Annotated in this window: 14 protein-coding genes; 5 read left to right on the top strand and 9 right to left on the bottom strand. The window is 46.7% G+C overall.

The window, feature by feature from the left end:
• Window positions 1–589: 589 nt before the first annotated feature.
• The 3 genes from DWW23_RS14170 (at window position 590) to DWW23_RS14160 (ending at window position 4,886) form a co-directional block, all read left to right on the top strand.
• Entirely contained in the window at window positions 590–2,074 is a 1,485-nt protein-coding gene (locus DWW23_RS14170) for a TolC family protein (RefSeq protein ID WP_122353935.1), read from the top strand.
• A 119-nt stretch (window positions 2,075–2,193) separates the two neighbouring features.
• Window positions 2,194–3,573: a sigma-54 dependent transcriptional regulator gene (locus tag DWW23_RS14165; RefSeq protein ID WP_122353934.1), complete on the top strand. Its 1,380-nt coding sequence runs from the start codon at window positions 2,194–2,196 to the stop codon at window positions 3,571–3,573.
• An 11-nt stretch (window positions 3,574–3,584) separates the two neighbouring features.
• Entirely contained in the window at window positions 3,585–4,886 is a 1,302-nt protein-coding gene (locus DWW23_RS14160; protein ID WP_122353933.1) for a PAS domain-containing sensor histidine kinase, read from the top strand.
• A gap of 29 nt (window positions 4,887–4,915) precedes the next feature.
• On the opposite strand, the gene DWW23_RS14155 is transcribed toward DWW23_RS14160, so the two are convergent.
• Together DWW23_RS14155 and DWW23_RS14150 are read right to left on the bottom strand one after the other, a co-directional pair.
• Window positions 4,916–5,761 carry a hypothetical protein gene (locus DWW23_RS14155; protein WP_233564338.1) on the bottom strand — a complete coding sequence of 282 codons (846 nt, stop codon included), beginning with the start codon at window positions 5,759–5,761 and terminating at the stop codon, window positions 4,916–4,918.
• Between the two features lie 35 nt (window positions 5,762–5,796).
• The gene (locus DWW23_RS14150) at window positions 5,797–9,123 is read right to left on the bottom strand and encodes an SUMF1/EgtB/PvdO family nonheme iron enzyme (RefSeq protein ID WP_122353931.1); all 3,327 of its coding nucleotides are present in this window, start codon (window positions 9,121–9,123) and stop codon (window positions 5,797–5,799) included.
• 164 nt (window positions 9,124–9,287) lie between these two features.
• On the opposite strand from DWW23_RS14150, the gene DWW23_RS14145 reads away from it, so the two are divergent.
• Window positions 9,288–10,211 carry an AraC family transcriptional regulator gene (locus tag DWW23_RS14145; RefSeq protein WP_122353930.1) on the top strand — a complete coding sequence of 308 codons (924 nt, stop codon included), beginning with the start codon at window positions 9,288–9,290 and terminating at the stop codon, window positions 10,209–10,211.
• A 60-nt stretch (window positions 10,212–10,271) separates the two neighbouring features.
• Here DWW23_RS14145 and DWW23_RS14140 read toward each other — a convergent pair whose 3' ends face one another.
• From DWW23_RS14140 to DWW23_RS14115, 6 genes are all read right to left on the bottom strand, one after another.
• Window positions 10,272–12,689, bottom strand: a complete 2,418-nt coding sequence (locus DWW23_RS14140; protein WP_122353929.1) for a hypothetical protein — start codon at window positions 12,687–12,689, stop codon at window positions 10,272–10,274.
• 10 nt (window positions 12,690–12,699) lie between these two features.
• Window positions 12,700–14,412: an alpha-L-fucosidase gene (locus DWW23_RS14135; RefSeq protein WP_122353928.1), complete on the bottom strand. Its 1,713-nt coding sequence runs from the start codon at window positions 14,410–14,412 to the stop codon at window positions 12,700–12,702.
• 33 nt (window positions 14,413–14,445) lie between these two features.
• Complete coding sequence (locus tag DWW23_RS14130; protein ID WP_122353927.1) at window positions 14,446–17,250, bottom strand: sugar-binding domain-containing protein; 2,805 nt, start codon at window positions 17,248–17,250, stop codon at window positions 14,446–14,448.
• Between the two features lie 165 nt (window positions 17,251–17,415).
• On the bottom strand, window positions 17,416–19,446 hold the full coding sequence (locus tag DWW23_RS14125) for a RagB/SusD family nutrient uptake outer membrane protein (protein WP_122353926.1): 2,031 nt from the start codon (window positions 19,444–19,446) through the stop codon (window positions 17,416–17,418).
• A gap of 12 nt (window positions 19,447–19,458) precedes the next feature.
• Complete coding sequence (locus tag DWW23_RS14120; protein WP_122353925.1) at window positions 19,459–22,911, bottom strand: TonB-dependent receptor; 3,453 nt, start codon at window positions 22,909–22,911, stop codon at window positions 19,459–19,461.
• 229 nt (window positions 22,912–23,140) lie between these two features.
• A complete protein-coding gene (locus DWW23_RS14115; RefSeq protein WP_122353924.1) occupies window positions 23,141–24,193 on the bottom strand; it encodes a FecR family protein in 1,053 nt (350 codons plus the stop codon).
• Between the two features lie 126 nt (window positions 24,194–24,319).
• On the opposite strand from DWW23_RS14115, the gene DWW23_RS14110 reads away from it, so the two are divergent.
• The gene (locus tag DWW23_RS14110; protein WP_122353923.1) at window positions 24,320–24,907 is read left to right on the top strand and encodes an RNA polymerase sigma-70 factor; all 588 of its coding nucleotides are present in this window, start codon (window positions 24,320–24,322) and stop codon (window positions 24,905–24,907) included.
• Window positions 24,908–24,998: 91 nt separating this feature from the next.
• Here the strand turns inward: DWW23_RS14110 and DWW23_RS14105 are convergent, their stop codons facing one another.
• Window positions 24,999–26,096, bottom strand: a complete 1,098-nt coding sequence (locus DWW23_RS14105; protein WP_122353922.1) for a phosphotransferase enzyme family protein — start codon at window positions 26,094–26,096, stop codon at window positions 24,999–25,001.
• Between the last annotated feature and the right edge of the window lie 36 nt (window positions 26,097–26,132).

The following is a 26,132-nucleotide window of genomic DNA, read 5'->3' as shown; positions in this document are numbered from 1 at the left end:
ACGTGAAACAGGTTTATTGAATTTAATGGAGTTCGTTAAGAACTTTGTTATTTATGTCGGCAAAGATAACAAATACAAAGGATCCACAATCAAATATCAGCTAAAATTCATCTCATATGCTTCGTTAAGTCCTTCGTACCAATGATTATTGAGAAGAATCCGGATTCTATTGAAGTACCATATAAGAATGAATAAGAGGTAGAAGTAAATTATGTTTCCTCTGATAGAGAGATGTAATATTCATTATATGCTAAAGGTAGTGGCATAGCAGTGGCACTGTAATGCCACCCTAGTGGCACAACTGGGCCATTATAGTGTCACTACCATGTCACAATCTAGCTGGAACCTCTTTCTCTTATACCTCTTTATTACCATTAGGAGAAGATAATAGGACTCTCCCTATGAAATAGCATGTAGTTTACTGAATTTTCCTTAGTTCTTAACGAACTACGTCCTATTCCCTCAATGACTTCATTATCGGACAGACTGTTCATTATCGGACACTTCTTTTGTTTGTATAGGGCAGATAATCAATGGTATAAGTTTTTGGCATAGCTTTTGCCTATAGCTGGGTAAAACATATATTACGATGAAAAAGATCTATATAGCCATTACTTACTTATTGCTGACAAGCTTTGGTTTGCGAGCCGAAGAACAAGATAATATTGTCCATCTGACGTTGAAAGAAGCGATCTCATTGGCACAACACCAATCTGTAGATGCCGCCGTCGCTTTGAATGAGTTGAAAACGTCCTACTGGGAATACCGTACCCATGTAGCCGACCAGTTGCCGGAGGTTAATTTCAAAGGAACGATCCCCAGTTATAGCAAGCAATATACCCGTTACCAGCAGTCGGACGGAACCTATGCCTTTGTGCAGGATAATAACCTGTCGATGAGCGGTGCGATCTCTGTCGATCAGAATATAGCGTTGACCGGTGGTAAAATATCGTTGAATTCTTCCCTTAATTTCTCCCGCCAATTGGGAGATGGAGCTTTCAATGAATATATGAGTGTACCGATCGGCCTGACCCTGACGCAACCGATCTTCGGAGTGAACGACCAGAAATGGAACCGCCGGATCGAGCCTGTCCGTTACCAGGAGGCAAAGGCAGCCTATATCGAAAGTGTGGAAGGGGTAACGATCTCTACGATCGCTTATTTCTTCAATCTGTTGCTGGCAAAAGAGAACCTGGTAACCTCTGTCCAGAATCTGGATAATGCGAACAAACTCTATGATATTGCCATCGCCAAACGAAAGATCGGACATATATCCGAAAGTGAACTGATGCAATTGAAATTGTCGGCATTGCAGGCAAAGGGTAAATTGACGGAGGCACAGTCCAATCTGAATGCCAAGATGTTCCAGTTGCGCTCTTTCCTCGGGTTGAGCGAGGACGATGTGATAGAACCTGTCGTTCCTGAATCGGTACCGGATATGCGCCTTGTATATCAGGAAGTGTTGGAGAAGGCGCAGGAAAACAACTCATTTGCAAAACGTATTTTACGCGAACAACTGGAAGCCGATTACGCCGTAGCGACAGCGAGAGGAAAACGTCGCGATATCAATCTGTTTGCGTCCGTAGGATATACGGGAAAAGACAGTGACTTCAGAGGTGCTTATAATCCGTTGCGAGACAATCAGGTGGTCGAGGTCGGTTTTAGTATTCCTTTGCTGGACTGGGGGAAGCGGAAAGGTAAAGTAAAGGTAGCCGAGTCCAACCGCGAAGTCGTACTCTCCAAAAACCGGCAGGACCAGATGACCTTCAATCAGAATATCTTCCTGTTGGTGGAGAATTTTAATAATCAGGCTGCCCAGCTGGAAATAGCGGAAGAGGCGGACGAGATTGCCCAGAAGCGTTACCGGACATCTATCGAAACATTTATGATCGGAAAGATTAATATCCTTGACCTGAATGACGCCCAACAATCGAAAGACGAGGCAAAACAGAAACATATCCAGGAGTTGTACGGGTTCTGGAGTTATTTCTATAATGTCCGTAGTGTGACACTTTATGATTTCCTGAACGATCGCAATCTCGATGCAGACTTTGAGGATATCGTCAGAAAATAGTTGACAGTTGACAAGTGACAGTTGACAGGTGAGCTTCGTCTTTAGTAAACAAATCTGTCAACTGTCAACTGTCATCTGTCAACTTATTTGTATCTTTACCAATCTTAAAAGAAACCTATATGATATTGATTGTTGATGATGACGCTGCTGTCCGTTCTTCGCTTACCTTTTTGTTGAAGCGGGCAGGCTTTGAACCGGAAGCTGTTCCGGGGCCTAATGAAGCGTTGGCTATCGTGCGTCGGGAAGCGCCGCAGCTGATTTTGATGGATATGAACTTTACCTTGACTACGACGGGAGAAGAAGGAATACAGTTATTAAAGCAAGTAAAGATATTTCAACCGGACGTCCCGGTTATATTGATGACTGCCTGGGGGTCTATCTCACTGGCTGTACAAGGTATGCAGGCAGGAGCTTTCGATTTTGTCACCAAGCCCTGGAATAACCTCGTGTTGCTGAAGTCGATCCGTACGGCGCTTGAGTTGAATGAACAGAAAAAGGAAAAGAATTCGCCCCTGAACCGGAGTGATGCCGATAATAAATTCCACTTTGAAAAGATAATCGGCCAGAGTGATGCTTTGATGGAGGTGTTGGGTACTGTTTCACGTATAGCCCCAACGAATGCTTCCGTGTTAATCACCGGCGAGAGTGGAACGGGGAAGGAGTTGATCGCTGAAGCGATCCATGCCAATAGTCCGCGGATGAAAGAAGCCTTCGTAAAGGTTAATCTGGGTGGACTGTCGCAAAGCCTTTTTGAAAGTGAGATGTTCGGACATAAAAAGGGAGCGTTTACAGATGCCTATATCGACCGTACAGGACGTTTTGAAATGGCCAATAAGGGAACTATCTTTCTGGATGAGATAGGCGACCTGGAATTGTCTTGCCAGGTAAAACTATTACGTGTACTGCAGGATCAGACATTTGAAGTGCTGGGTGACAGCCGTCCCCGCAAGGTCGATATCCGGGTGGTCAGCGCAACTAACTGTAATCTGCCGGAAATGGTGGCAACACGTACTTTTCGCGAGGATCTGTTCTACCGGATCAACCTGATCACCATTCATCTGCCTGCACTTCGTGAAAGAAAAGACGATATTCCTTTGCTTGCCCGTTATTTTGCGGATAAGCAATCGGATATAAACGGTTTGCCGAGAGTTTCTTTCTCTTCCGATGCCGTCGGTTTTCTGCAGCGTCTTCCTTATCCCGGAAATATCCGTGAGTTGAAGAATCTGGTGGAAAGGACCATGTTGGTATCCGGCAAATCGTTGCTGGATGTTTCCGACTTTGAAGGGCAATGCCTGAATCTGGGTAACAACCAGCCGGTACGGAAAGGCGGAAGCGTCAATTTCGAGGGAATGACATTGGATGAGATAGAAAAACAGACCATCTTGCAAGCGCTGGAAACACATGAAGGGAATCTTTCGCATGTCGCCTCCGCTTTGGGCATCAGTCGGGCGGCCCTGTACCGCAGGCTGGAAAAATATGGAATACCTACCGATAAGTAAATGATATTCAGATGAAGATCAAAGGATTGTTTTGGATATTGACAGGGTTACTGCTGACTATTTTAGGAGTGATCACTTATTATGTCTTCTACAATTTATCTTCTGCCCTGTTCTTCCTTGTAGAGGGACTTATCCTGATAACTATTCTGTATCTTTTCCTCTTTTATCGCCGCATCATCAAACCGTTGGATATTATCGGTAATGGTATGGAGTTGCTGAAAGAACAGGACTTCAGTTCCCGTCTGAGCCGCGTCGGACAGAAGGAAGCCGACCGTATCGTGGATATTTTCAATAAGATGATGGAACAGCTGAAGAACGAGCGTCTGCATCTGCGGGAGCAGAATCATTTCCTGGATTTGCTGATCAACGCATCTCCTATGGGTGTGATCATGCTGAACCTGGACGGTGAGATCATTTCGCTTAATCTGTCGGCCCGTATGATGTTCGGTCAACCGTCGTCTGTCGATTTTGCCGGGAAATCTTTTGCAGAAATAGACTCTCCGTTAGCAGTGGAGTTGGCGCGCATCCCTTTGTATGAATCGCAGACTGTCCGCCTGAATGATGCCAATATATATAAATGTACGCATTCTTCTTTTGTGGACAGGGGATTTCATCATTCGTTCTATCTGGTGGAGATACTGACACAGGAGGTATTCAAGGCGGAGAAGAAAGCCTACGAAAAGGTGATCCGTATGATTGCGCATGAGGTAAACAATACAACAGCAGGCATCACTTCTACCCTGGATACCCTGGAGTCGACTTTCAGCGAGATGGAAAACACGGAAGATATATGCGACGTGTTACGTGTCTCTATCGAACGTTGTTACAGCATGAGCCATTTCATAACGAACTTCGCCGATGTCGTGCGTATTCCGGAGCCGCAGTTGCGTAACCATGAATTGAATACGGTGGTGACCTCCTGTAAACGGTTTATGGAAACGATCTGTCAGAATCGTAATATCCGGATCATCATGGAATTGGATGAAATTTCTCCGGTTGTGAAGCTGGATAGTTCGCTCTTCGAACAGGTCCTGGTCAATATTATCAAGAATGCAGCGGAGTCTATCGGGCATGACGGCCAGATCTATATTCGTACTTCACGCAATCCGGTCTGTCTGGAAATTACCGATACAGGTAAGGGCATAGATAAAGAGACTGAAAAGAAACTGTTCAGTCCTTTCTTCTCTACCAAACCCAACGGACAGGGCATCGGGTTGATCTTTATCCGCGAGGTACTACAGAAGCAGAATTGTTCTTTCTCCCTTCGTACCTATACGGATGGCCTGACCCGGTTCCGTATCCTTTTCGAATAAGATTATTTACTCGATCGACAGGAGGCTTTCTACTCTTTAAAAGAATAAACAGCCGATATGTTCACAATATCCGGATGAAGGGGAAGCGTCCATACGACCCGGTTATCCGGATCGACTTCTATCAGCAAAGGTTGCGATTTATCTTGGCTATGTCCGTTCCAGTTGCTTATCAATGTGTTCCCGTTCTTATATCGAACCAGTTCAGCTACGAATAATAAAGAGATGTTTGACAGGTCATCGTTTCCGACTTTCCAGACAATCTGTTTGCTTTCCGGGGCAATCTCGACGAAATAGTGCGCATCCCCGCATGAAACCAGCCAGTTCCCGTTTTTCAATATCTGGATAGCAAAAGGATTTCCTCCGCACTCGACCTTGTTGATGACCTCTTTCTCCTTATTCATTTCTATAACCTCTCCTTTTCCCATCAGCGGTATCAGATAGGTGTTTTGAGGCGTTTTTACAATTTGACGGAATTGGTCATGTACGCCGGTAATACTGGTATCGAACTCTATTTCTTCTACGGGTTGCCCGTGCGGATCGAGTTCGATGATTCGGGAAGGCGTACCGCAGATGGCCAGCATGTAACGGCCGGACGGCAATTGGGTGGCAGTAAATAATTCTTCCCCCTTCTTGGCCTTGAAGTCCCACAGCGTCTGCTGTTCACGGTTGATCAGCCGGGCACCGGAGGTATAGGCATAGAGGATATTCCCTTCTTGGGTTATTTCAACATCGTTGCAATCCTCATGAGCTGCCAGCGGATGGCTCCATTCGATCTCTCCTGTTTTTTTGTCGAGAATCGCTACCTGTTTCCAGCCGCAGCCGGAAACGAGTAGCTTTTCTCTGGTGTCATTACATGAGCAATAAGTGCTAATCATTGCTATGAAAAACAAGTATCTGAAATATCGGTATATCATTCTTCTGTCATTACTACACGGAATCCTACATTGTAAACTTTCTGATATTCACGGTACGGCAGACGGAAAGACGAGGTCGAGCGGTAAGGACGATCGTACCAGGAACCGCCACGAACAACCCGTTTACCGTTTTCTGAAACGGTTTCGTTTCGCCCGTCCTTTTCATTGTAAGGATAGGGCTGGTAGGAAGATAAGGTCCATTCCCATACATTTCCGTGCATGTCGAACAGGTCCCAGGGGTTGCGGACGTAACGCCCTACCGGTTCGGAAATAAATCCTCCGTCATTATAAGTCGTATCGCGTGGAATCCAGTCGTCGTATTTATTCGGATTCTCAATGACCATAGCACTTTCATAGAATTTGTAGGCGGTACAGGCGGCAAATTCTTTCAGTTTGATATCTCCGAGGTTGGCATAACGGGAGAAATCGGCCGACATGTCACCATACCAGAAAGGCGTGTCGCTTCCCGCCCGGCAAGCCCATTCCCATTGCGCTTCCGTAGGAAGGGAGAACTTCATACCGGTCTTTTCGGATAACCACTTGCAATAGTCCATTGCTTCCTGCCAGGAGAGGCGTACGGCAGGCTGATCCGGATGATTCATCGAATAACCTTTCCGTCCGAACTGGTAACCGTGGCGATGTTCGTCGCGGCTGTCGTGTGCCGGGTTATAAGCTCTGAACTGTGCGTTCGTTATCTCGAAACGTCCCATCCAGAAAGGTTTGTCTATCTGTACGATCGTTTGCGGCAGTTCGTCCGGGTTCCGGTTGCTTCCCATAATAAAAGAACCGGCCGGTATTTTTACCAGTTCCAAAGTAATGCCGTTACCCAGCGGAATGCTTTTCTGGAAATTCCCTAGATTTAGTTGTTTCTGATGGGTTGCTCCCCACTGTGCATATGTTTTTTCTGTCGGGTTGTAGATCGGCCATTTCTCTAGTAAGGTATCGCCTATAGCTTTCTGTTCCTTCTCAAACCGGACCGGTTCGATATTCTGTGGAATCTCCGGCAGCCATTCAGCGGTCGACTCCGGTGCACCGAACATTTCGCGGTATAGTTCGCGCAATTCATTGCTCTTTTCTGCATCTTCAAACTTCGGGATGTCAGAACGGCGTCCGTGGAAAGGAGCGTTGAAGTCTATCCAGCAGGCCAGCTTCTCCATAGACTCTTTGTCCAGCTTGACACCGTAATGACCTTTCTGGAGAATCTGCATCAGTTCGGTCTGATCGGCATGTACGTCCATCGGAACCAGCATGTGCATATCGCTCTCGATACCCGGCCGACGCACGTAACGATGCAGGTTGGCATACGAAAGTGTAAAATGTCCGCCGTTCTTCCAGGCTCTTCCCGATATGTCCGAAGTCCAGTCATCGATCCATTTATCTCCTTTCAGGTACGGTTTTCCAGGTTTGTCCTGATTGTGACAGGAGATGCAATATTTATCCAAAACAGGCTGTACTTCGTGACGGTAGCTGAATCCTCTCTCTTTCCCGTACCATTCTTTGATGGCCTGCGGTTTTTGTTGGGATGCTTTCGTCCGTTTCGGAATGGCTATTGTCGATTTTTCCTCATGGCAACCGATGCAAGAGACCGTTTCGCCCGGCATTCCGGTGAACCAGCTTCTCATGACCTGTAATGCTTTTCCCTCTGCATCCAGCGGTTGTACGAATACGGCCGTATTGGCGGGGATGGTAAACATGGCCGAGCCGTCTTCTTCGACATCCACTTCGCCCAGGATCCGTTTGATGTCCCACGGTCCGTCCATACCGATGGTGCCCAGCAATCCGCCTTGACCCCACGGACTGAAGTTGAAAGAACCGATGCGTAGTTTCTTTACTGTACCACGCGGAATTCCTTTTAGTCCTTCACCTTCATAAATGTCTTGCAGGAAAACTGTGGAAGTTGAAGATGCCAGATTGATACGGTCGGGGATTACATTCGGTGATTTACGATTATCCATCAATACTGGTTCGAGGTAGGCTACATCTTCCTCTTCGGCAATTAGAGTACGGTTATCGAACGTGTCGACCAGGTAAAGCCCCCACAGGCTTTCCGGATTTTCCTTCATGGAAACCAGATAGTATGTATCGTTCAATGGATACGGTTGCAGGAACTGCGGCCATATACCGTCGGGTAGGCGGTCGCGAACGACTGCTTCCACTTTTCTACCGGCATACGGGATTTCGGCAACGACTCCGTCCGCTTCGTGACGCCCTTTATTGGTATCGATAATCAGCATGCGCCCGCTACGTGAAACGCTGTGATGACCGGAGGCAATGCCGACCACGGCTGACGGTCGTCCTGGTATGGGGCGGGCATTGAAGAATGAAGTCGGGAAGTAGGAGTTGGAACCATAGAAAGCCGATTGCGTGGTGCCGTCCGGATTCATGGTAAACAACAGGCGCGAATTGGAATGGGGCAGGTCTGCATACTCCCAACGCTGGTAGAGCACGGTACCGTTATCCATCATGACCGGTCCCCAATTGCTGTCCTGGTCGTATGTCAACTGGCGGGTTTGTTTTGTTTTCGGATCATACAGGAATAATCCGCACATTTTATTTCCTCCATCCGTACAAGGCAATCCCAGGAAGGTTCCTGTCGAACAGAAAATATAACGTCCGTCCGGTGTATAGCAACCGTCGAAACTGTCGAAATCTTTATATGTATCCGGGGTTAGTTGATGGGTTTTTCCTGTTGTGATGTCGAGTTCGAACAAATGCCAGCGGTCGGAGGAGCCGATAGAGGAATACATCAGTTTCTTTCCGTCGAAATAAGGTTCCGGATCGGTAACGATCATTCCCGCTTCCGGTTTGTATAAGGTCGATTGTTTGATTTTACCGGGATTGATGGTAAGCGAGACAAACTCGTTGGTCCAACCTGTTTTAGGATTCCATATCTCGGAGTTATTCTGGAAATTGGAGGGGGCGATACCCAGTTCGCCGCTCATGGCTTTACGTGCCTTCTCACCGAGTGTCCTGCGGATTGCAACCACTTGCTTATCTGCCAGAAGAGGGTTTGCCAATAGGGCTGCGTCCAGTTGTTTCAATAACTTCTGAGCTTGTTTTTCAGCCTTCGGGTCTTTGGCCTTCAAACCGTTGATCAGTGTTTCTTTGTCTGTCTTCAGTTCTTCGAGTGCTTTTTCCCAGCTTTTATCCGGACGATAGCTGTCGGGATATTTCTTCTTCAGATTATCTATTGCTGATTTGTATTTTTCCGGTGAATAATAGGTAAGCCGGTCGATCAGGCCTTGCCAGGAATCCTGTGCTGAAAGCAGCAACGGACTACATAGTCCGGAAAAGATGATCAGTGCTGTAATGATCCGTTTCATAGTGTGTTAGAATTATGTTATATAAGATGAAGTTTAGTAGTTACAAAAATAAAGCTTCTCTTTTTCCAAACATTGACAAAATAAGACGAATACTTTGCATAATCCGATATTGTGATTTGAATTTAATTCCTATATTTACGACGGTTAACTAATAAACATCTGATATGCTTGTTTCTTATTCTCCGTACGACTTGTCACTGCCTTTGCTTTATGCCGATCATTCCCGGGTGGAAACCTGGTGGAATTATCAGGATGTTATCAGTCCGTTTTATAGGCTTTACCTGATTACCAAAGGAAAAGGGAAGGTTTATATCAACCAGAAAGGATATGAATTGCTGCCCGGCCAACTGTTCCTGATACCTAAATTTGCATTCCATAGTTATGAGTGTGACGATTTCATGGAACATTATTATATCTGTTTTTTCGATGAAACGACTGGAGGAAAAGGCATCAGTAATCCTATGAAAATGAATTTGCAGGTGGAGGCCACTGCGATGGATTATTCCCTGATGGAACGTTTTCTGGCTCTTAATCCGTATAAGTCGTTACCGGCGGTGGACCCGAAACAGTATGATAACAACCGGAATATTTATACCAAAGAAGATGGTGTTTCTATTTCGACATTCTCCAACCGTGTGGAGAGCAGCGGCATCCTGTTACAGCTCTTTTCCCGTTTCATAACAGAAGAATGCCTACTTTTGCCGGAAGGGAACAGTCTGTATGAGAAGCTGGATGTGACGATACAGTATATCAATAAAAATTTGGAGCAACGCATCTCCGTTTCAACCCTGGCCGATTTGATGTGCATTACTTCCGACCATTTCTCCAAAGTGTTCAAACGGATCATAGGTATGCCTCCCTGCGAATATATCCAGTTGAAACGGATCGAGCGGGCGCAGACTTTATTGCTCACTTCTCACATGTCGATCGTAGAGATAGCGGAAAAAGTTGGGATCAGTAATCTGTCCCAGTTCTCCCGTTTGTTCTCGAAGATGATCCGTTGTTCCCCGAGAGAGTACCGCCTGAGACAATTCAATGCACTGAAATCGGATAACCATCTTAGGCATGAAACAAAAGTTTCTCCCTGATGAAACTAATGTTCCGTTAGGGAGAAACTATTTGAAATAAAGTAGGCGACTATGCCTTTGTTACTTCTTCAGCTTTATTACTTCCGGTGTCCCTTTGGTAATATAACGGATAATCACCTCCGGTGCATCTTCGCTGATCTGTTCGCAGGAGAATGCGACGGCCGATGAACCGGCAGGAAGTACCGCATTTCCCTGGGGTTGCACTTCGCTGATCACATTGTAATTCTTGTCGGTAACTACAGCCTTTCCATCGAAAGTATAAAGCAGATACTGGCGGTCGGAAATCTCGCAAGGGAACTTGATCACTCCTTTAGGGGTTGTGAAAGACGGATCTTTGATCGTGCCGTCTCCATCCACTTTCAGACGGATAGCATACACACTTTCATAAGGACTTTCCCATGACCAGTCGGCTCCCCCCGGTTGTCCCGGTTGCATTTCTGCCAGGTTACAACGATAATGCTTGGAGATATGGAGCGGGTAGAGGTTATAATTCTGTTCGTCTGTTTTCTCCAGATGCCATTCGGTCTGCGGATCTCTCAGGCGGGCCTTCTGTTCTTCGGTGAAGGCTTCTGCTTCGCGCAATTTGTCCCAGTCTTTGATGGCTCCCAGCAACTTGTCGATTTGTCCGTGACGGCGCAATGTGTTGCTGTTGATCGTCATAGCATAACCGGCATCGAAACCGGCTGACTCGGATAATGCCCATTCCAAATCTTCCAAAGAAGAGCATTCGAAGTTGCGGTCTGCCAGGCGTATCAGGAACCATCCCAACATACGCGGGAAAAGATTACGTTTGAAGAATGCTTGGTTTTTGATACGGTTTTCTACCTGGCCTGTACGCATTGCTTCTCCCCAGGGTTCACCCCAGTTCATGCGGGTATGGATATGCCATAAGTTATGGCTGAGGCGGCTGGCATCGTTCAGTACGTTATGGTTCAGCTGATTGTACCAGCGATAGACGAAGCGATTGTTTGCATATTCGTCCTGTCCGGTGTAAGAGCATCCTTCCAGGCCGTCGAAAGAGATCTGGCAAAGTCCTGTTTTATTCATGATCTCCGCCAGTCGGTCGGAGAATTTGTCCTGCAGGACCAGATCCGGAAACAGAGTTTTGTACGGATAATCCCATAGCTTGTAAAGCGGAGTTTTTTGTGAATGGGCTACGGCTGTCGTACCGTATGCTCCTCTTTTACAGTTTTTCAGCAGGAATGTTTCCCCTTTGTCTTCCATACTTCCGTAAGTGATCAGTTCTTTGTCGATCTGCATGGCGTTCAGGCTCATCGGCATAGAGAACAGGTCTGATTTCTTGATTGTCATCTCCGTTTGATCCTTGTCCAGATCGGAGGTGAGTGACAATACGCCTTGTTTCAATAAATGGTCGGAGGGGACGGGAGTTACATAGGCATCGTTGGTAGTCATAAAGTTACTGAGGGTATGTACACCGATGGCAATACCTTCCGCCTTTGCCTTGTCTACCATTTTCTTTACACCCTCGTCACCGTTTTTCGTGAATTTAGGATCCCAGTTGAAATGTCCCCAGTCCAGGAACGGGCCGCTATGGTATACATATTCGAATCCGGCAATCTTAGCCTTATCGAGGATCATATCGAGATTATCTTCCGAGAAATCGGAGATCAGATAAGATTTCATGGCTGCACGGGCTGTTTTACCCCATTCTCCGTCAAACAACGGGTGAGGAAGCCCCTGTTCGATCTCAATTTCACCGATACGGGCCAGTGCATCCGTATGCTTGCTTCCGAAGAACGCTATTTTCGAACCTTTGATCAGGCCGTCTTCTCCTTCTACCGGGAGAACCAGCGATTTTCCGATCTGTTGTACTTTGCGGTATTCCTGTTTGTTCCTTCTGCGAGCGGAGAAATGGAATACTGTACCGTCGGAGATATCGGCAGCTGCCAGTTTATAGTCGGGAATGCTGGCAACGGATAGTTCGGCTGACTTTCCGGTGTAACCGTAAGTCTGTGTGACCAGTTGACCGTATTCTTCCGGGATACCCGCATTCGTCTTGATGTTCAGTGCCTGTATGCCGAATGCAACGCCGTTGCCCTGGGCTACACCGACTACATCGCCGACCACTTCATTGATATTAACGGCTAATGGGCCGAATAGCAATACTTCATATTTTTCCGGGATATTAGCCACTTCCAGCGTGATGCAGACATCGCTTTCCTTATGTTTCAGGGCGATGGTACCGCCATCGGACATCGTTAGTTTTAGTTGGTTTCCGCTGGAAGTCAATTTTGTCGGGGTGACCAGTTCGTTTCCTGTGCAAGCTGTTACGAGCGGATATTTTCCTGTATGGAGGATATCTTTGCCTTCTACTTGGATGGAAGAGAAATAACCTTCGTTATTGATTCCGATTTGAGTAGAACGAGTTTTTAGATTTACATTCTGTGCCCCGGCCTGAAAGACCAGTGCGAATGCGAAAAGCAGAACGATTCTGCCGATTAGAGAGAGTTGTTTCATGTTCATTTGTTTAATATGTTAACCTTTTGATCGTTATCTCGCCGATTGATGATGCCCCTTTGTTTTTTACTTTTACATTCAGGGTAGTAGGAAATTCATCCAGTGTTTGTTGTGAACGGGTAATCCTGAAAGTGTGTTTCTTTGGTAAAAGGGCGAGCGAAGATACTTGTTTTTCTCCATACATGAAAAGTACGGGGTCTTTAAATTCCAGATCAGAGGGTTTGTTACTCAGATAATCGGTCGCCAGCCGGGAGAAAACGATCTCATATTCGCCGATCTGATTGACGTAAGGAGTGAGGTCGAGACTGATCTCTGTCCATCGGTCAGGGTTGAATGTCTTGGCAGACCAGGTTTCTATGACCTGGGGTTTATCCTGTAGACGATCGTTTTGCAGATCATCGAGTTCGCTGACCACATGAAACGCGGAGAATTTCTTTATGAGCGGTGTTGCTTTCGATTGCGTGAAATGAACACGTAGCTTTTTCAGGCGGAGTGAAGGGAAATGATCTATCTTTTTATTTCCGATGGAACTACCTTTGTAAACAGGTATCCATTGATTGTCTTCCGTATATCCTTCCAGCTGATAGGTGAGAACGCGCTGTCCTCCGCTCAGGTCTTCCTGTAGAATACAATGGTTGACGGTTGTCGGCCCGGAAAATTCAAGTTCAAGCATGTCGCCATTGCCTGCCGTTTGTTTCAGCGGGTGGGCGAACCGGTTCTCTATTTCTTTGCCGAAAGCCTGATAGACGGCGGCATGTGTACGGGGGATGACTCCGGTCGTATCGGGTGTGGAATTAAGGAGAAGGACGGAACCCCGTCCGACTGATTTATAATACAGGTTCATCAGTTGCTCCTGTGTCATCAATAGCGTATCGCATCCGAGTGCCCAGAACCATTTGTGTCCTTTGTTCTTGAGTAACGGAACATCGACTTCCACGGGTGCATAGCAATCACCCTCCACATCCGAGTGAAGGGCGGTGGAGACACCGGAAGTAAGGTCCTCTTTCTTTACCGTGTACCAGTTCGGATAAGGGGCATAGCCATCCTCATTCCCCACCCATCGGAGATTTGCCTGTTCCCCTTGGAAGATGACGGAGTTGGAAGCATATTTATCGAGGATATCTTTCACCGGGATGCGGCAGTTACCGTCGAACCAGACTTCGCTGATCGGACCGTATTGGGTGAGGACTTCGATCAGCTGGGTACGGAAGACTTTGTTGTAGGCTTCCTGTTTGGACGGGTCTTGCGTAATTCCTCCGCTACCGATACCGGCTCCCCAGCGGTCGTCGCCCGGATAGATGTAGACACCCAGGTCGAGACCATACTTTTTACAGGATTCGGAGAGGTCTTTCAGCACATCGCCTTTACCGTTCCGCCAGGGTATTTCCTTGACTCCGTAATCGGACGTCTCTGTTTGCCACCAGCAAAAGCCGCCGCAATGTTTGGCTACGAAAAGAACCATTCCGGCTCCCCACGACCGGGCCACTTCACACCATTGGTCGGTATTCAGGTCGGGTACTTTCAGACGGTCGAGCGGGGTGGTAAAATTATCATATTCCCTTCCTTGCCAGGCTGCCGGACCGTAATGGACGAACATCACACGCTCGTAATTATGCCAACGCAGTTGTGCTTCCGTCGGCAAGGGAATCTTATTCTCCTGTCCTTGTGCTACCGGAGATAGGAAGGACAGGAGAATAAGTATGGTTAAAGTTATTTGTTTCATGAATATTCGCTTTAATGTTGATCACTGAAATCTTTATTTTTGATATAAAGCCTTCACCAATGCCGGGTCGAGCGAAGTAGACGGATTGAAACGGCCGGATGCCATATATTGCAGGATACTCTGTCGGAGCTGGCGTGCTGCCGGGCGTTTATCCAGGTCTTTTTGAAGGTCCGCACTGCATACCATCAGTTTGCCGTTGCCTACTTTGCCTTCCAGCAGGATTCCCAGTTTCCGGTTCGTGAACCAGTCGTCTACCAGCTGCACTACCGGACGGTAATCTGCCGGAAAGTCATCCAGTACCATTGCATTGCAATTGCTTACGAGGTCCCACCATTGATAATCGCTGTATCCTTCGGTAGGGAAGGCTGCCAGTGCCGGATGTGCCGGGTCGCAGAGGATTCCCAATGTGTGGGGAGGTTGCTTGTTTGTCCAGGCTGTATTCCAGAAGATGGAAGAGAAACCGACACGGATATCTCCGCCTTTTTCCGGCAGGATGCTTCCGGGAGCTAACAGGAGCAGCACATTTTCGCCTTTGTCGAGGCGTGCCATCGTCTGGTTGTCGAGTGTAGAGGTTATATAGGGCAGTTGTTTTACGGCTTCCTGTTTGGCGGGATATACCCAGATATTCCATTGGTTCTTACTGTTTGTCTCTTTCACTTCCACGCTGACAATCAGTTGCGACGGTTTACCGATACCGGAAAGGGCGTATTCGATTTTACCGGCCGGGATACAGTTGGTTACTGGAAGGTCTTTCGTGAAACTGCCTTGTGCCAGTTTTGTACCGGCTCGGTCACTGATCTGCCAGTTGATATGGGCGGCCTGTAAAGGCTTTTCTCCGAAATGGGCTATTTCGACCGGGACATTCAATGTTTCATTGTTCAGCCAGACCATTTTCGGAAAGCGGATAAGCGGAACTGTATTATTACAGAATGTGCTGTATTCTTCGCCTGTTACATATCCTTTTTCATCCCAGAAAGGATCGAGAACACCGACAAGCGCCGTTCCCTGTCCCGGAAAATCATGCAGGTCGAGCAGTTGGAAACCGGCAAAGCCCGGAGTACGTAATGCTGCTTCTATATCGGCTTTGTAACAGAGCGTTTGTAACCGGCCGGAAGCATACAGGAATGCGTCGGCAAGGTCGGCCATGTGATGATCTTTCAATGTTTCGCGGAATATTTCGAAGTTTTTAGCTTTCAGGACACCGGTGTATTTATCTATTTCCTTTAAGTTCGGATATACACACCATTGCCCGATCTCATGACTGACTGTCGGCATATTTTCCCGGATGATATGGGCGAAATCGTAATCGGTACGGGGTGATTGTGCATTGATGATGCTGCGCAATCCTTCTCCCCATCCTTGTATACGCGGATCGGGGGCATTCCAGTAGTCTGCATTTTCTACGTAAGGCCATCCTCCGGAACTTGTGTAGGCGCGGCGCAGATCTTTCGATTTCCAGTGGTCGATCAGTTCGGAAAGGTATTTTACCTGGTTTGCTCCACCGGGCTCATTCCCGTAGGCCATCAAGCAGAAAGAAGGATGGTTGCCGTATTCTTTCAGGATGCGGTCGCTTTCCTCGCGGAACCACTGGTCGGAGTAACCACCGTCGCCTACGGTTGCCCAACCTGCACATTCGACCTGCAGATAGAATCCCATGCTGTCGGCAACGGCAAAGGCTGCTTCAGGAGGACACCAGGAATGGAAACGGACATGATTCAGACCGTATGCTTTACACTGGTTATATATTTTTGTCCAGTAAGCGCGATCCGTAGCGGGATATCCGGTCAGTGGGAATATACAGCATTCCAGGGTTCCCCGGAGGAATACCGGGTGACCGTTTACTTCGAAACGTGTACCGTTTGCCTTGAACTCGCGGAGACCGAAAGTACGGTATTGCTCTTCTTGCTTTCCATTGCTCTCAACAACGGCACGCAGCGTGTATAGGTTCGGACTGTGTTCCGACCAGAGCAGGGCATCTTCTCCCATCGATAGAGTGATTTCCTGCGTCATCCCGGTTTCAGGGTCAACGGTGACTTTATGAGGTTTGCCAATCACGCCGCCGTCTTTTTTCTCTACCTGAAGAAGGAGGGTGGCATCGTTCGTTGTAGTCGTACCGTCCAACGATACGGCTACTTTAATCGTTTTATCGGCGATGTTCGGATATATCTGTATGTCGTCTATATAAAGGGACGGTTTAGCAGTCAGACTGATCGTTCCGATTACACCGTTCCAGTTCGACTGCGTATGGTCGGAAACGCTATGTGCATTCACACCGACTTCAATATTGACCCGGTTGTCTACACGAAGGGTCAGCGTATGTTTTCCGGGCGTCAACTCTTTGAATGTATAGCGATAGGGAGTAGACAAAGATTCATGTTTTCCCATTTCGACACCGTCCAGAAAAAGTGTCGTTTCCCAATGCGTACGTTCCAGTTCGAGTTGTACCGGATTGCCGGTCCATGAAGCGGGTATATCGATCTCTTTCTGGTACCAGGCGACTCCTACATAATGTCTGTCCGGATTCAGCCAGAAGGGTACTTTGATATTTCCCGGCTGGCGGAATTTCTCATATAAAGGGGAGTCGTACCATGACTTGTCGACGATCTGTCCGGTCCAGGGCGTTTCAATCCCGACCTCATCGCCATATCCCTGCTCCTGAAGCGAACCGGGCAGATGGATCGTATCGGTTAATGACCGAGTGTACCATTGTTCTGTCAATCCCCGGTCGTCCTGGTCGAGGGCAAAGCGCCATTCTCCTTGCAGGGATTGTTTATTATCGGCCTGACGGCAGGCTGTCAGAGCTAAAAAGGAAAATAAGATCAACAAGTACTTTTTCATGAGTATTGAATTATAAATGAGATATAGTGTGCATATTCTGCAAATTAACAGGATTCTGTATAAAGATTAAATAGATAAAACCATCTAAAAGATGGACAATGTTACGATAGGGGGCAGACATCGTATCACCCTAAACACGATGTCTGCTCTTTAAAATTATCCCTATTATAGATTTTCAGCTCCCTGATTCGGAGAGGTTGGCCATCCCGGGTTCTGATAGATCGGAGAGGTACCCACATCGCTACCGTCTGCAGAGGTATTCAGGAAATTCTGTATGGCGATCGGTGAAAGGTAATGAGCCATCGCCCATTTGAAACCTCCCTGTTGCATAATCAGTGAATTACCTGCCACTTCCTGCGGACGCAGATACTGGCTCAGTTCCGGTGCGGAGACGTTCGATCTGGAATCGTTTGCACCATAGATCAGGATACTGTTTCCTTCACTGTCTTTATACCAGTCTTTCATCGGTCCCCAAAGTTTAAAGCCTTCGATATGATACGGGCTGGCAATCAGTTGATCCATCGCACGCCAGCGTTTCAGGTCCATATGGCGGAAACCTTCGGCCATCAGTTCGCAGTTGCGTTCGCGACGGATATTGTAAAGCGTCGGACTGATCAATTGACCGGCAGAATAGGCTCCCCAGTTATATTTACCCTCTTCACTCATATTGGTAGCTGCGATACTTTTGTTGTAATCAGTATCGAGATGGCCCCGGGTGCGGATGGCCCGCCAGTAGGAAGCGGCAGTTCCGTCGATCGCCCCGGTTCTTTCGTAAGAGGCTTCGATATAATTCAGGTAAGCCTCGGCTGCGCGGAAGGTGATGCTACCGATATACGAACCGAAGTTGGCGCAATGCTTGGCATCGAAGTTGCCGCCTTTACGGATGGCATATCCTGTGGAATAATACACGTCGGCGTTACCGATAGTGATGTCGGGAACCGGTTCAACCGGGGTGGCATGTGTTCCGTCGGAAGAAGGATAGAGCACGTTGGTCTGTCCCGGTTCTTTGAGGAAGAGCCATAGGCGGCCGTCGCGTTCTTTACGTACATCGGAGACATAATCGTCGCCGGCGTAACCCGAACCGGCAGCATAGATAGGTAATCCGTTAGCCATCAGGAAGGTATTGACCATACCGCGTGTGATACCCTGGCCTGCATTTCCTTTTTGTGCGAATTGAACGACACCATGTGTCAATGTTAATCCTTTGTCATACTGGCGCCACATGAGAATCTCGTCATAACCAGCCATATTTTCATCAGCGTACATATTATAGTATGGATTCGAGGTATCTTCCGTGCTTTGTTGTAAAATACCATTGTTTTCTGTCAATGAAACGGCATTGGCTACGACTTTTGCCGCATCCATAGCCTGGCCGAGGAAATAGTCGATCTCATTGTCTATACTTCCTGAAGGATATTGGAAGTTAGCATTATACTCTTTGCTTTTTCCGGGCCATCCGCTACCGTCGGGCACGAATGGGGTATTGCGGAAATACTTCAACCAGGTACCCTCGAACAATGCAACTCTCGATTTGAACAGATAGGCGCAGTTACGGGAGAGGCGGTTCTTTTTACCGTCGGGCGAAGCGTCTTTCAGCATAACGATCGCCGAATCGAGGTCTGCCAGGATGAAACGTGCCACCTCGTTGCGCGGTGCCCGTTTACTGGCTTCGGTCAATGCTTCCTGTTCGTCGATGACCGGACGGTAAAGGATCGGGAAATCGCCGAAAGCTTGTAGCTTATTGAAATATTCATAGGCACGGAGGAAATAGACTTCACCGATATAATGTTTCACATTCTCTTCGTTTCCGCTGATCTCTCCGGCTTTCCATTTATCTACAACTCTGCTGAGGAAATAATTGCATTTGTATATCTTGGTGAACTCCCAGTCGCCACCGGTCTGTGCTGTTTTCAACTCGCCGGGAACATAGTCTTTATAATCACCTTTGGCGATCATATTGTCTGTTCCGACATCCCATCCGAATGTGCCGTACCAGTTGATGTCTGTATTGTGTGAAGGCAGGATATCCGGATACACGTTATTTATATAGGAAGCTAGCTGGCTTTCTTCCGTCAGGTAATATTCGGGTGTGATCTGTGAGAGCGGCTCTCTGTCCAGATAATCGTTACACGAGAATAAGAGTCCGGCCAGGATAATGCCTGCTGTCTGTTTGCATATATTATTTATACGGTTCATAATGATTCTGTTTTATAAGGTTACACTTAAGCCAAACGATAAAGTCTTGGACAAAGGATATCCGCTACCACCGTAACCGGCATCGATCGTTTCCGGGTCGAGGGTTTTGAATAAACCGGTTCCTGTCCAGAGGTTTTCGCCGGAGACGAATACTCTCAGTTTGGATACATAGAATTTGTTGGTGAGAGACGAAGGCAATGTATAGCCTAACTGTACGTTCTTCAGACGGATATAAGCTGCGTTTTGCAGGTAACGGGTCTGTATGTTATGGTTCATGTTCGTACGGAAACTGGGGCGCGGGAAATAAGCATCCAGATTCACACCGGCTTCACCAGCCTGTACCATAACTGAATTCTCGTCACGGAAATAATCCAGATGAGGTGCATAGCAGGTCGACCACCAGATGCCGCCGTGACTTCCCCAGAACGTAGAACTGTTCTGGTAGTAATCGCGTTTCATCACACCCTGGAAGAAGGCGCGGAAGTCGATACCTTTCCAATCGGCTGTCAGGTCGATACCGAAATGGTAGCGCGGTGTCGAGTTTCCGATGATGGAAAGGTCGCCGTGGTCGCTGATCGTGTTGGCACCGGCATCTACTTTGCCGTCACCGTTCGTATCGGCGTACATAATATCACCGGCTGCCCAGAGCGAACCAAGGGCACTTTGTCCGCCGTTAGGCAGGCTGGCAAGATGCTGGTCCATTTCGGCCTGTGTCTTGGCGATGCCGACTGTGGTATAACCCCATATTTCTCCGACTTTCATTCCTTTCCGGTATGTATCGCTTGCGATGACACCGGTTTTGTTCGGATAGCGGGTGATCTCAGTCTGTGAGTCGGACAGCATTAGCCGTACACCGTAACCCAGTCCATTTTGCAGGCGGTCGTTCCAGCCGACAGAGAGTTCCCAACCGTAGGTTTTCAAGTCGGTATTATTGGTGCGCGGTACGTTTGTTCCTAACGTGATCGGTAGTTCCGGAGCCGGGCCGATCATATCGAGTGTGTTTCTGACGAAGTAGTCGAACGATCCGGTCAGCCGGTTGTTCAATGCACCGAAGTCGAGACCTATATTCCATGTTTTTACCCTTTCCCACGTCAGGGAGGAGGCGATCAGTTCCGGTGTGATAGCGATATTAGGTTTCATTCCGTTGATCAGCCACGTTCCGTTCGAGGCCTGGAATTGCATCTGTGCATATGTCGGGTACAGGCTTGTCGTATTCTGGTTCCCTAATTCTCCGTAAGAACCTCTGAGTTTGAATGTGCCTACGTGATCGGCGATCGGTTCCCAGAAATTTTCACGTGCCAGGTTCCACCCCAGTGAGAAAGAGGGGAACAGGTTCCATCGTTCCGATGAACGGAAGCGTGATGTCCCGTCATAACGCAGGTTGACTTCTGCCAGGTATTTTCCCTCGTAATCATAGTTGATACGTCCGAAGAAACCGGCAGTAGCCCAATGATCGGAAGAGCCTTTTACAGTCGGTGTGATCGGGTTGCCATTGATATCGACGCCGGAAGTAATATCTGTTTTCGGTAATCCCGGCACGATGATACCGTTGCGTTGCAGGTAGGTATACTTTTTCTTCGATAACTCAGACTGGAAACCGAACATGCCTTTGAAGTTATGACCAGATTCCAGTTGCTTGCTGTATTCCGTATAGGCATTGAAGTTTAAATAATTTTCTTTCGACATGTCTTCGGATACATAGCTGGTTGAATTATAAACATACGGGTCGCCGGCAACATTGTGGTTATAGGTGATCTGGCGGTCTGTATGCTGTGTCGAGTTGTAGATACGATAGTTTACGTCGACGAATGTTTTCCAGTCTTTGATCGGTTCCAGAACTAACTGTGCCTGCTGATACAGATAGTCGGCCTGTTTCTTGATCCTGCCGCCCTCCACCAGGTCGAGTGCCGGAGTAGGAGCACTGTAAAGATAACCGTTCGGGTCGTAAGCCGGCATAAATGGCCATGCCTGGCGGGTTAAACCTTCGTAAACACCGTCCAGTGTCGTCGGTTTGGATATATCTTCGCGGATAAAACGGCTGCTGTAATTCAGTTGCGCCCAGTCCGTCATCTTGACGTTGATCTTTCCGGTAGCGGTATAGCGGCCGAAATTATCATCGGAAATCTTTAGCAAACCGTTCTGATCGAGGTAGTTCAAAGACAGATAATAAGTCACTTTGTCATTCCCTCCGTTCAGGCTGAAATTGTGTTCTTGTGAAAAAGCCCAATGCCCGAAAATCGTGTTATACCAATCCTGGTTGGCGCTACCCGAACTGTAAGGGTCCATCCAGTAACCCGGATTGCTGGGGTTTTCGATCATGGTCGGAGTGGACGGATGTCCATCGCGGTTGTCTTTGATCCGTTGTAACCATGTTGCATCAAAATAAGGTGTTTGTCCGGCATTCGCTCTCGCTTCGTTGAAGTATAAAGCGAATTTATAGGAGTCTACCTGGTCCTGTAACAGAACGGGATCGTTCCAGCGGAAACTGTTGTTATAGTTGATGACGGGTTTGCCGCTGACACCGGTTTTCGTGGTGATCAGTATCACACCGAAAGGTGCACGCGAACCATAGATGGAGGAAGCTGCCGCATCTTTCAATACAGAGATATTTTCTATATCCTGCGGGTTCAGTGCATTGATATCTCCTTCCATCCCGTCGATCAGGATCAGCGGGCTGCCGCTTGAACCTTGTCCGATCGTGGCGATACCACGGATGTTTATATCGGCTGTCTGGCTCAGGTCGCCGGAACGTTGTGTGATCTGCAAACCCGGGACTAAACCCTGTAAGGCTTGTGTAGCGGTGGTTACCGGACGTGCTTCCAGGTCTTTTGCATTAGCGATCCCGACGGAACCTGTCAGGTTTACTTTCTTCTGTGTACCGAAACCTACTACCACGACTTCATCCAGGCTTTGTGTATCTTCTGAAAGTGTGATGGTAAGTGCTTTACCGGCTTCGGCTCTGATTTCCCGGGATAGATATCCGATATATGATATCAACAGGAGGGAGTTCTCGGGAACATCCAGGCTGAAGTGCCCGTCCATATCCGTAATAGTGCCGATCGTAGTTCCTTTGACGGAAACGTTGGCACCGATAACGGGAATGCCGGCTTCATCTCTGACTGTTCCCTGTACCCGTTTACTTTGCTGGGTGGTAAACGGAGCTCCTTTTTTAGACAAAATGATCTGACGGTCTACAATGCTGTATTGTACATCCGTGTTTTTGAATAGTTGGTTCAGTACTTTGCCTATCTCCTGATTTTTAACCTGTATGTTTACCGGTTTACTGATATCGAGCGTATTGTCGGTAAACAGGAAGGTAAACTCGGTCTCCTTTTCGATTTGTTCCAATACCTGTTCGACCGTCGCATTTGAAAAAGCGAGCGATAACGACACAGATTGTGAATAGGATTCTTCTGCTCTTATCTGCAGGATCGTGATTAACAATAAAAATATGCCTATTCTCATTTTTCGACAAGTTTTAAAGAAATATAGGGATCCTATATCCCCGAATAATTTCTGGATTTTCATAACTTTGTTGCTGATTTAGTGATTAATTATGTCTTTGGATCTTGTGCCAAAGATGTGATTTTCGCGAACAAGAGTGAGTTGCACCTCGCTCTTGTTTTTCTTATGACTGTATTTTCAATCTCTCTCCATAGGCTTTAATCATTTAAGTTTAACAATTCATTCTGTTTTATTTTAACCAAACGTCGATTCGCTGTTTAGCAAATGTGGCATCACTGTTTTGTTTCATCGCATTCACTTTCCACCTGATCGGTGTGGCTTGTTCCAGATAACTGAATATCTGATAGATCGTTTCGTCGGTAAATGTGGCCCAACAATTATATTCCTTATCCTTCTTCTGATTGTGAAGCACTATTTCTACATTGAAACGCTGACCGAGCACCCGGAATACGTCATCAAGAGAAGTATTTCTGAAAACGATTTTACCGTCTTTCCAGGCTGTATTCTCATAGATGTTGACTTTCCGGATCTCATATTTATTCGTTCGTTTGTTGTAAGACAACCTTTCTCCCGGTTTCAGCTCGGCAATGAACTTATCGTATGAGTGAATATCCACCAGTCCTTCTACCAGGATTGCTTCGACTTCTTCACGTTCATCGTATGTGTTTACATTGAATTGCGTACCGTGTGCCATCACTTTCAGACCGGATTTGGTAGTGACGAAGAAAGGGTGTTCCTTATCCGATTGCACTTCGAAATAACCTTCTCCTGTCAATTCCACTTCCCTGGTGTTTCCGGTGAAAACGGTCGGGTAACGTAATGTACTTCCTGCGTTCAGGCAGACTTTCGAGTGATCCGGCAGTTCCAGCCGTGTGACCATACCCGGGGCGGAAAGAACCTCCATGAATTGTACGGAGCTTTCGATCGCCGGTGCTTGTCGTTCAAAGAACAGATATCCGAAAGTCAGTGTAGAGAGTAGGAGAGGTATACTAATAATCGCAGCGACACGCGATAAATAATTTACCAGGCTCCTTCTTCTGTTTCTCTTTTCCAGCTTTCTGTTCACTTCGGCAAATGCCTCTTGCGAATTGAACGAATTATGCTCGTTTATCTTCGTTTTTAATTCCAGGGCCTGACGGAGAACGTCTGATTCCTTTTGACAGTCATCCGATTCTTTCAGCCAGAATTCTACTTGCCTGGTTTCTTCCGGTGTGGTTTGCTTCTGCGTATATTTTATTAATAATGTCTCCTTTTCCAAATCAAAAAAATCTTTTTCTTTCATTGTCGATTATGTTGTCTTTGATAGATGAAAAATATGCTTCTTTATATATAGGATAACTGACTGTAAAAAGACCGCCAGTTATTTCATGATTTTTTTTCAGAAAATTTTCAATACATTTGTATCTGTATGAAAATGACTACTCAAATACAGAATCCTGATGAATTGTTATGGAAGATTGCCATAAACGATGATAAAGAGGCTTATCGAATACTTTTTGATCTTTTTTATCCGGCATTATGTCTCTTTGCCAAACGCTATGTCGAAGAGCGGGCTGTTGCCGAAGATCTGGTTCAGGATGTATTTGTAACTTTGTGGGAAAGCAGGAAGAAAATAAGAGTGGAATCGTCTGCCAGAAATTATTTGGTTGTCAGTGTCAGGAATCAATGCCTCAATTACCTGAAGCGGGAAGGGTACAAGCAAAATTATATCGATGCTTATCTGGCAAAGAATGCAGATCAGTCCGATTATGATGAATTTTATCTGCTGACCGAACTTCAGAAACTCCTGGATGAAGCACTGGCAAAACTACCGCAGACGTATCGTCTTATTTTTGAAATGAGTCGGTTGGAGAACAATAGCAATACAGAGATTGCCGAAAAACTGAATATACCTTTACGTACGGTGGAACGTTATAAAGCAAAGGCAATTGAAATACTAAAAAAGGATTTGAAAGATTATTTGCCGTTGCTTCTTTATTTTCACCTATTGAGTTGACAAGTGACAGATGACAGTTAATAGTTGAATAGTATGGCTGAACGCCGAGTGTCTATTAACTGTCCACTGTCATCTGTCCACTATCACCTGTTTACAGCCATTCTTTCATAAAGCCGTCCATCTCTTCAGCATGTTCTTCGAGGCTTTGCAGCAGTTTGAACTGAGCTTTTGTACGGATCAGATTGTGTTTCGGACTGTGTATCTTATAATAGGTATCACCGTTGATATAGTCTGTCAGGAAGCGTACGGTTTGCATATAAGTCAATAGACGGCCGCCATAAGGAAGCAGACTGATTTCCAGCGGAGAAAGGAATGCCTTTGCTGTTTCCATGTAACCACGGGTATATGCTTTGAAGATATCCATATTCACATTTACGTTGTCTAGATTTTCATCGTCTTCTGCACCGGTGTTTGCTCCTGTACGGATAAAGTCACCGATATCCGACAAAACGAATCCCGGCATAACGGTGTCGAGGTCGATCACACAAAGCACTTTGTCTGTGTCGGCATCGAACATCATGTTGTTCACTTTTGTATCGCAATGGTTTGTGCGTTTCTGAAGTTTTCCTTCGCGATATAAACGTTCCTGGATACACATGGCTTCCGCACGTTTTTCTACTTCTTCGATCAGGTCTTTTACTTCTTCCAGACGTCCTGCGGCATTTGCTTTTACTGCATCATGGAATTGTTGCAGGCGGAATTCCATATTATGGAAATTAGGAATTGTTTCGCCCAGCGATCCTTCCGGCAAGTCTGACAACATGGATTGGAAATCACCAAAAGCTTTTCCTGCTTCATAAGACAGTTCGGGAGTCACTTCTTCATAGCTTTTGCTGTTCGGGATGAACAGGCATACACGCCAGTAGCTATCGCCGTCGAAGTAATAAGGTTTGCCATCTTTTGTCGGAAGGAAAGTCAGCACTTTACGGTCGATATCGTTTTCGCCTTTTGCTTCCAGTTTCTCACGGATATGTGTCGTTACAGTGTTGATATTGCTCTGTAACATATCTACATTTGTAAATATCAGATGGTTGATACGTTGTAATACGTATTTGATTTCGCCTTTTTCGTTCGTTACTTTCAGCGTATCGTTAATGTGTCCGTTTCCGAAAGGTTCAGCGGAAACAACTTTTTCTGCCAGTGTGAACTGGTCGAGAATGTTCAGTAATTCTTCTTTTGTTTTTGCCATGGTATTTTATTAATTGACAATTGATAAATGCAGATT

Origin of the sequence: Parabacteroides sp. AF14-59 (assembly GCF_003479515.1) — a bacterium.
GTDB lineage: Bacteria > Bacteroidota > Bacteroidia > Bacteroidales > Tannerellaceae > Parabacteroides > Parabacteroides faecis.
Note: the sequence above shows the minus strand (reverse complement) of the source record. Positions and strands in the feature narration are given on the sequence as shown.

Coding starts and splice junctions, on each gene's coding strand:
- DWW23_RS14110 (WP_122353923.1), top strand. CDS start 24,320: ATGAAAATGACTACTCAAATACAGAATCCTGATGAATTGTTATGGAAG.
- DWW23_RS14115 (WP_122353924.1), bottom strand. CDS start 24,193: ATGAAAGAAAAAGATTTTTTTGATTTGGAAAAGGAGACATTATTAATA.
- DWW23_RS14170 (WP_122353935.1), top strand. CDS start 590: ATGAAAAAGATCTATATAGCCATTACTTACTTATTGCTGACAAGCTTT.
- DWW23_RS14160 (WP_122353933.1), top strand. CDS start 3,585: ATGAAGATCAAAGGATTGTTTTGGATATTGACAGGGTTACTGCTGACT.
- DWW23_RS14150 (WP_122353931.1), bottom strand. CDS start 9,123: ATGAAACGGATCATTACAGCACTGATCATCTTTTCCGGACTATGTAGT.
- DWW23_RS14135 (WP_122353928.1), bottom strand. CDS start 14,412: ATGAAACAAATAACTTTAACCATACTTATTCTCCTGTCCTTCCTATCT.
- DWW23_RS14120 (WP_122353925.1), bottom strand. CDS start 22,911: ATGAGAATAGGCATATTTTTATTGTTAATCACGATCCTGCAGATAAGA.
- DWW23_RS14145 (WP_122353930.1), top strand. CDS start 9,288: ATGCTTGTTTCTTATTCTCCGTACGACTTGTCACTGCCTTTGCTTTAT.
- DWW23_RS14155 (WP_233564338.1), bottom strand. CDS start 5,761: ATGATTAGCACTTATTGCTCATGTAATGACACCAGAGAAAAGCTACTC.
- DWW23_RS14105 (WP_122353922.1), bottom strand. CDS start 26,096: ATGGCAAAAACAAAAGAAGAATTACTGAACATTCTCGACCAGTTCACA.
- DWW23_RS14125 (WP_122353926.1), bottom strand. CDS start 19,446: ATGAACCGTATAAATAATATATGCAAACAGACAGCAGGCATTATCCTG.
- DWW23_RS14140 (WP_122353929.1), bottom strand. CDS start 12,689: ATGAAACAACTCTCTCTAATCGGCAGAATCGTTCTGCTTTTCGCATTC.
- DWW23_RS14165 (WP_122353934.1), top strand. CDS start 2,194: ATGATATTGATTGTTGATGATGACGCTGCTGTCCGTTCTTCGCTTACC.
- DWW23_RS14130 (WP_122353927.1), bottom strand. CDS start 17,250: ATGAAAAAGTACTTGTTGATCTTATTTTCCTTTTTAGCTCTGACAGCC.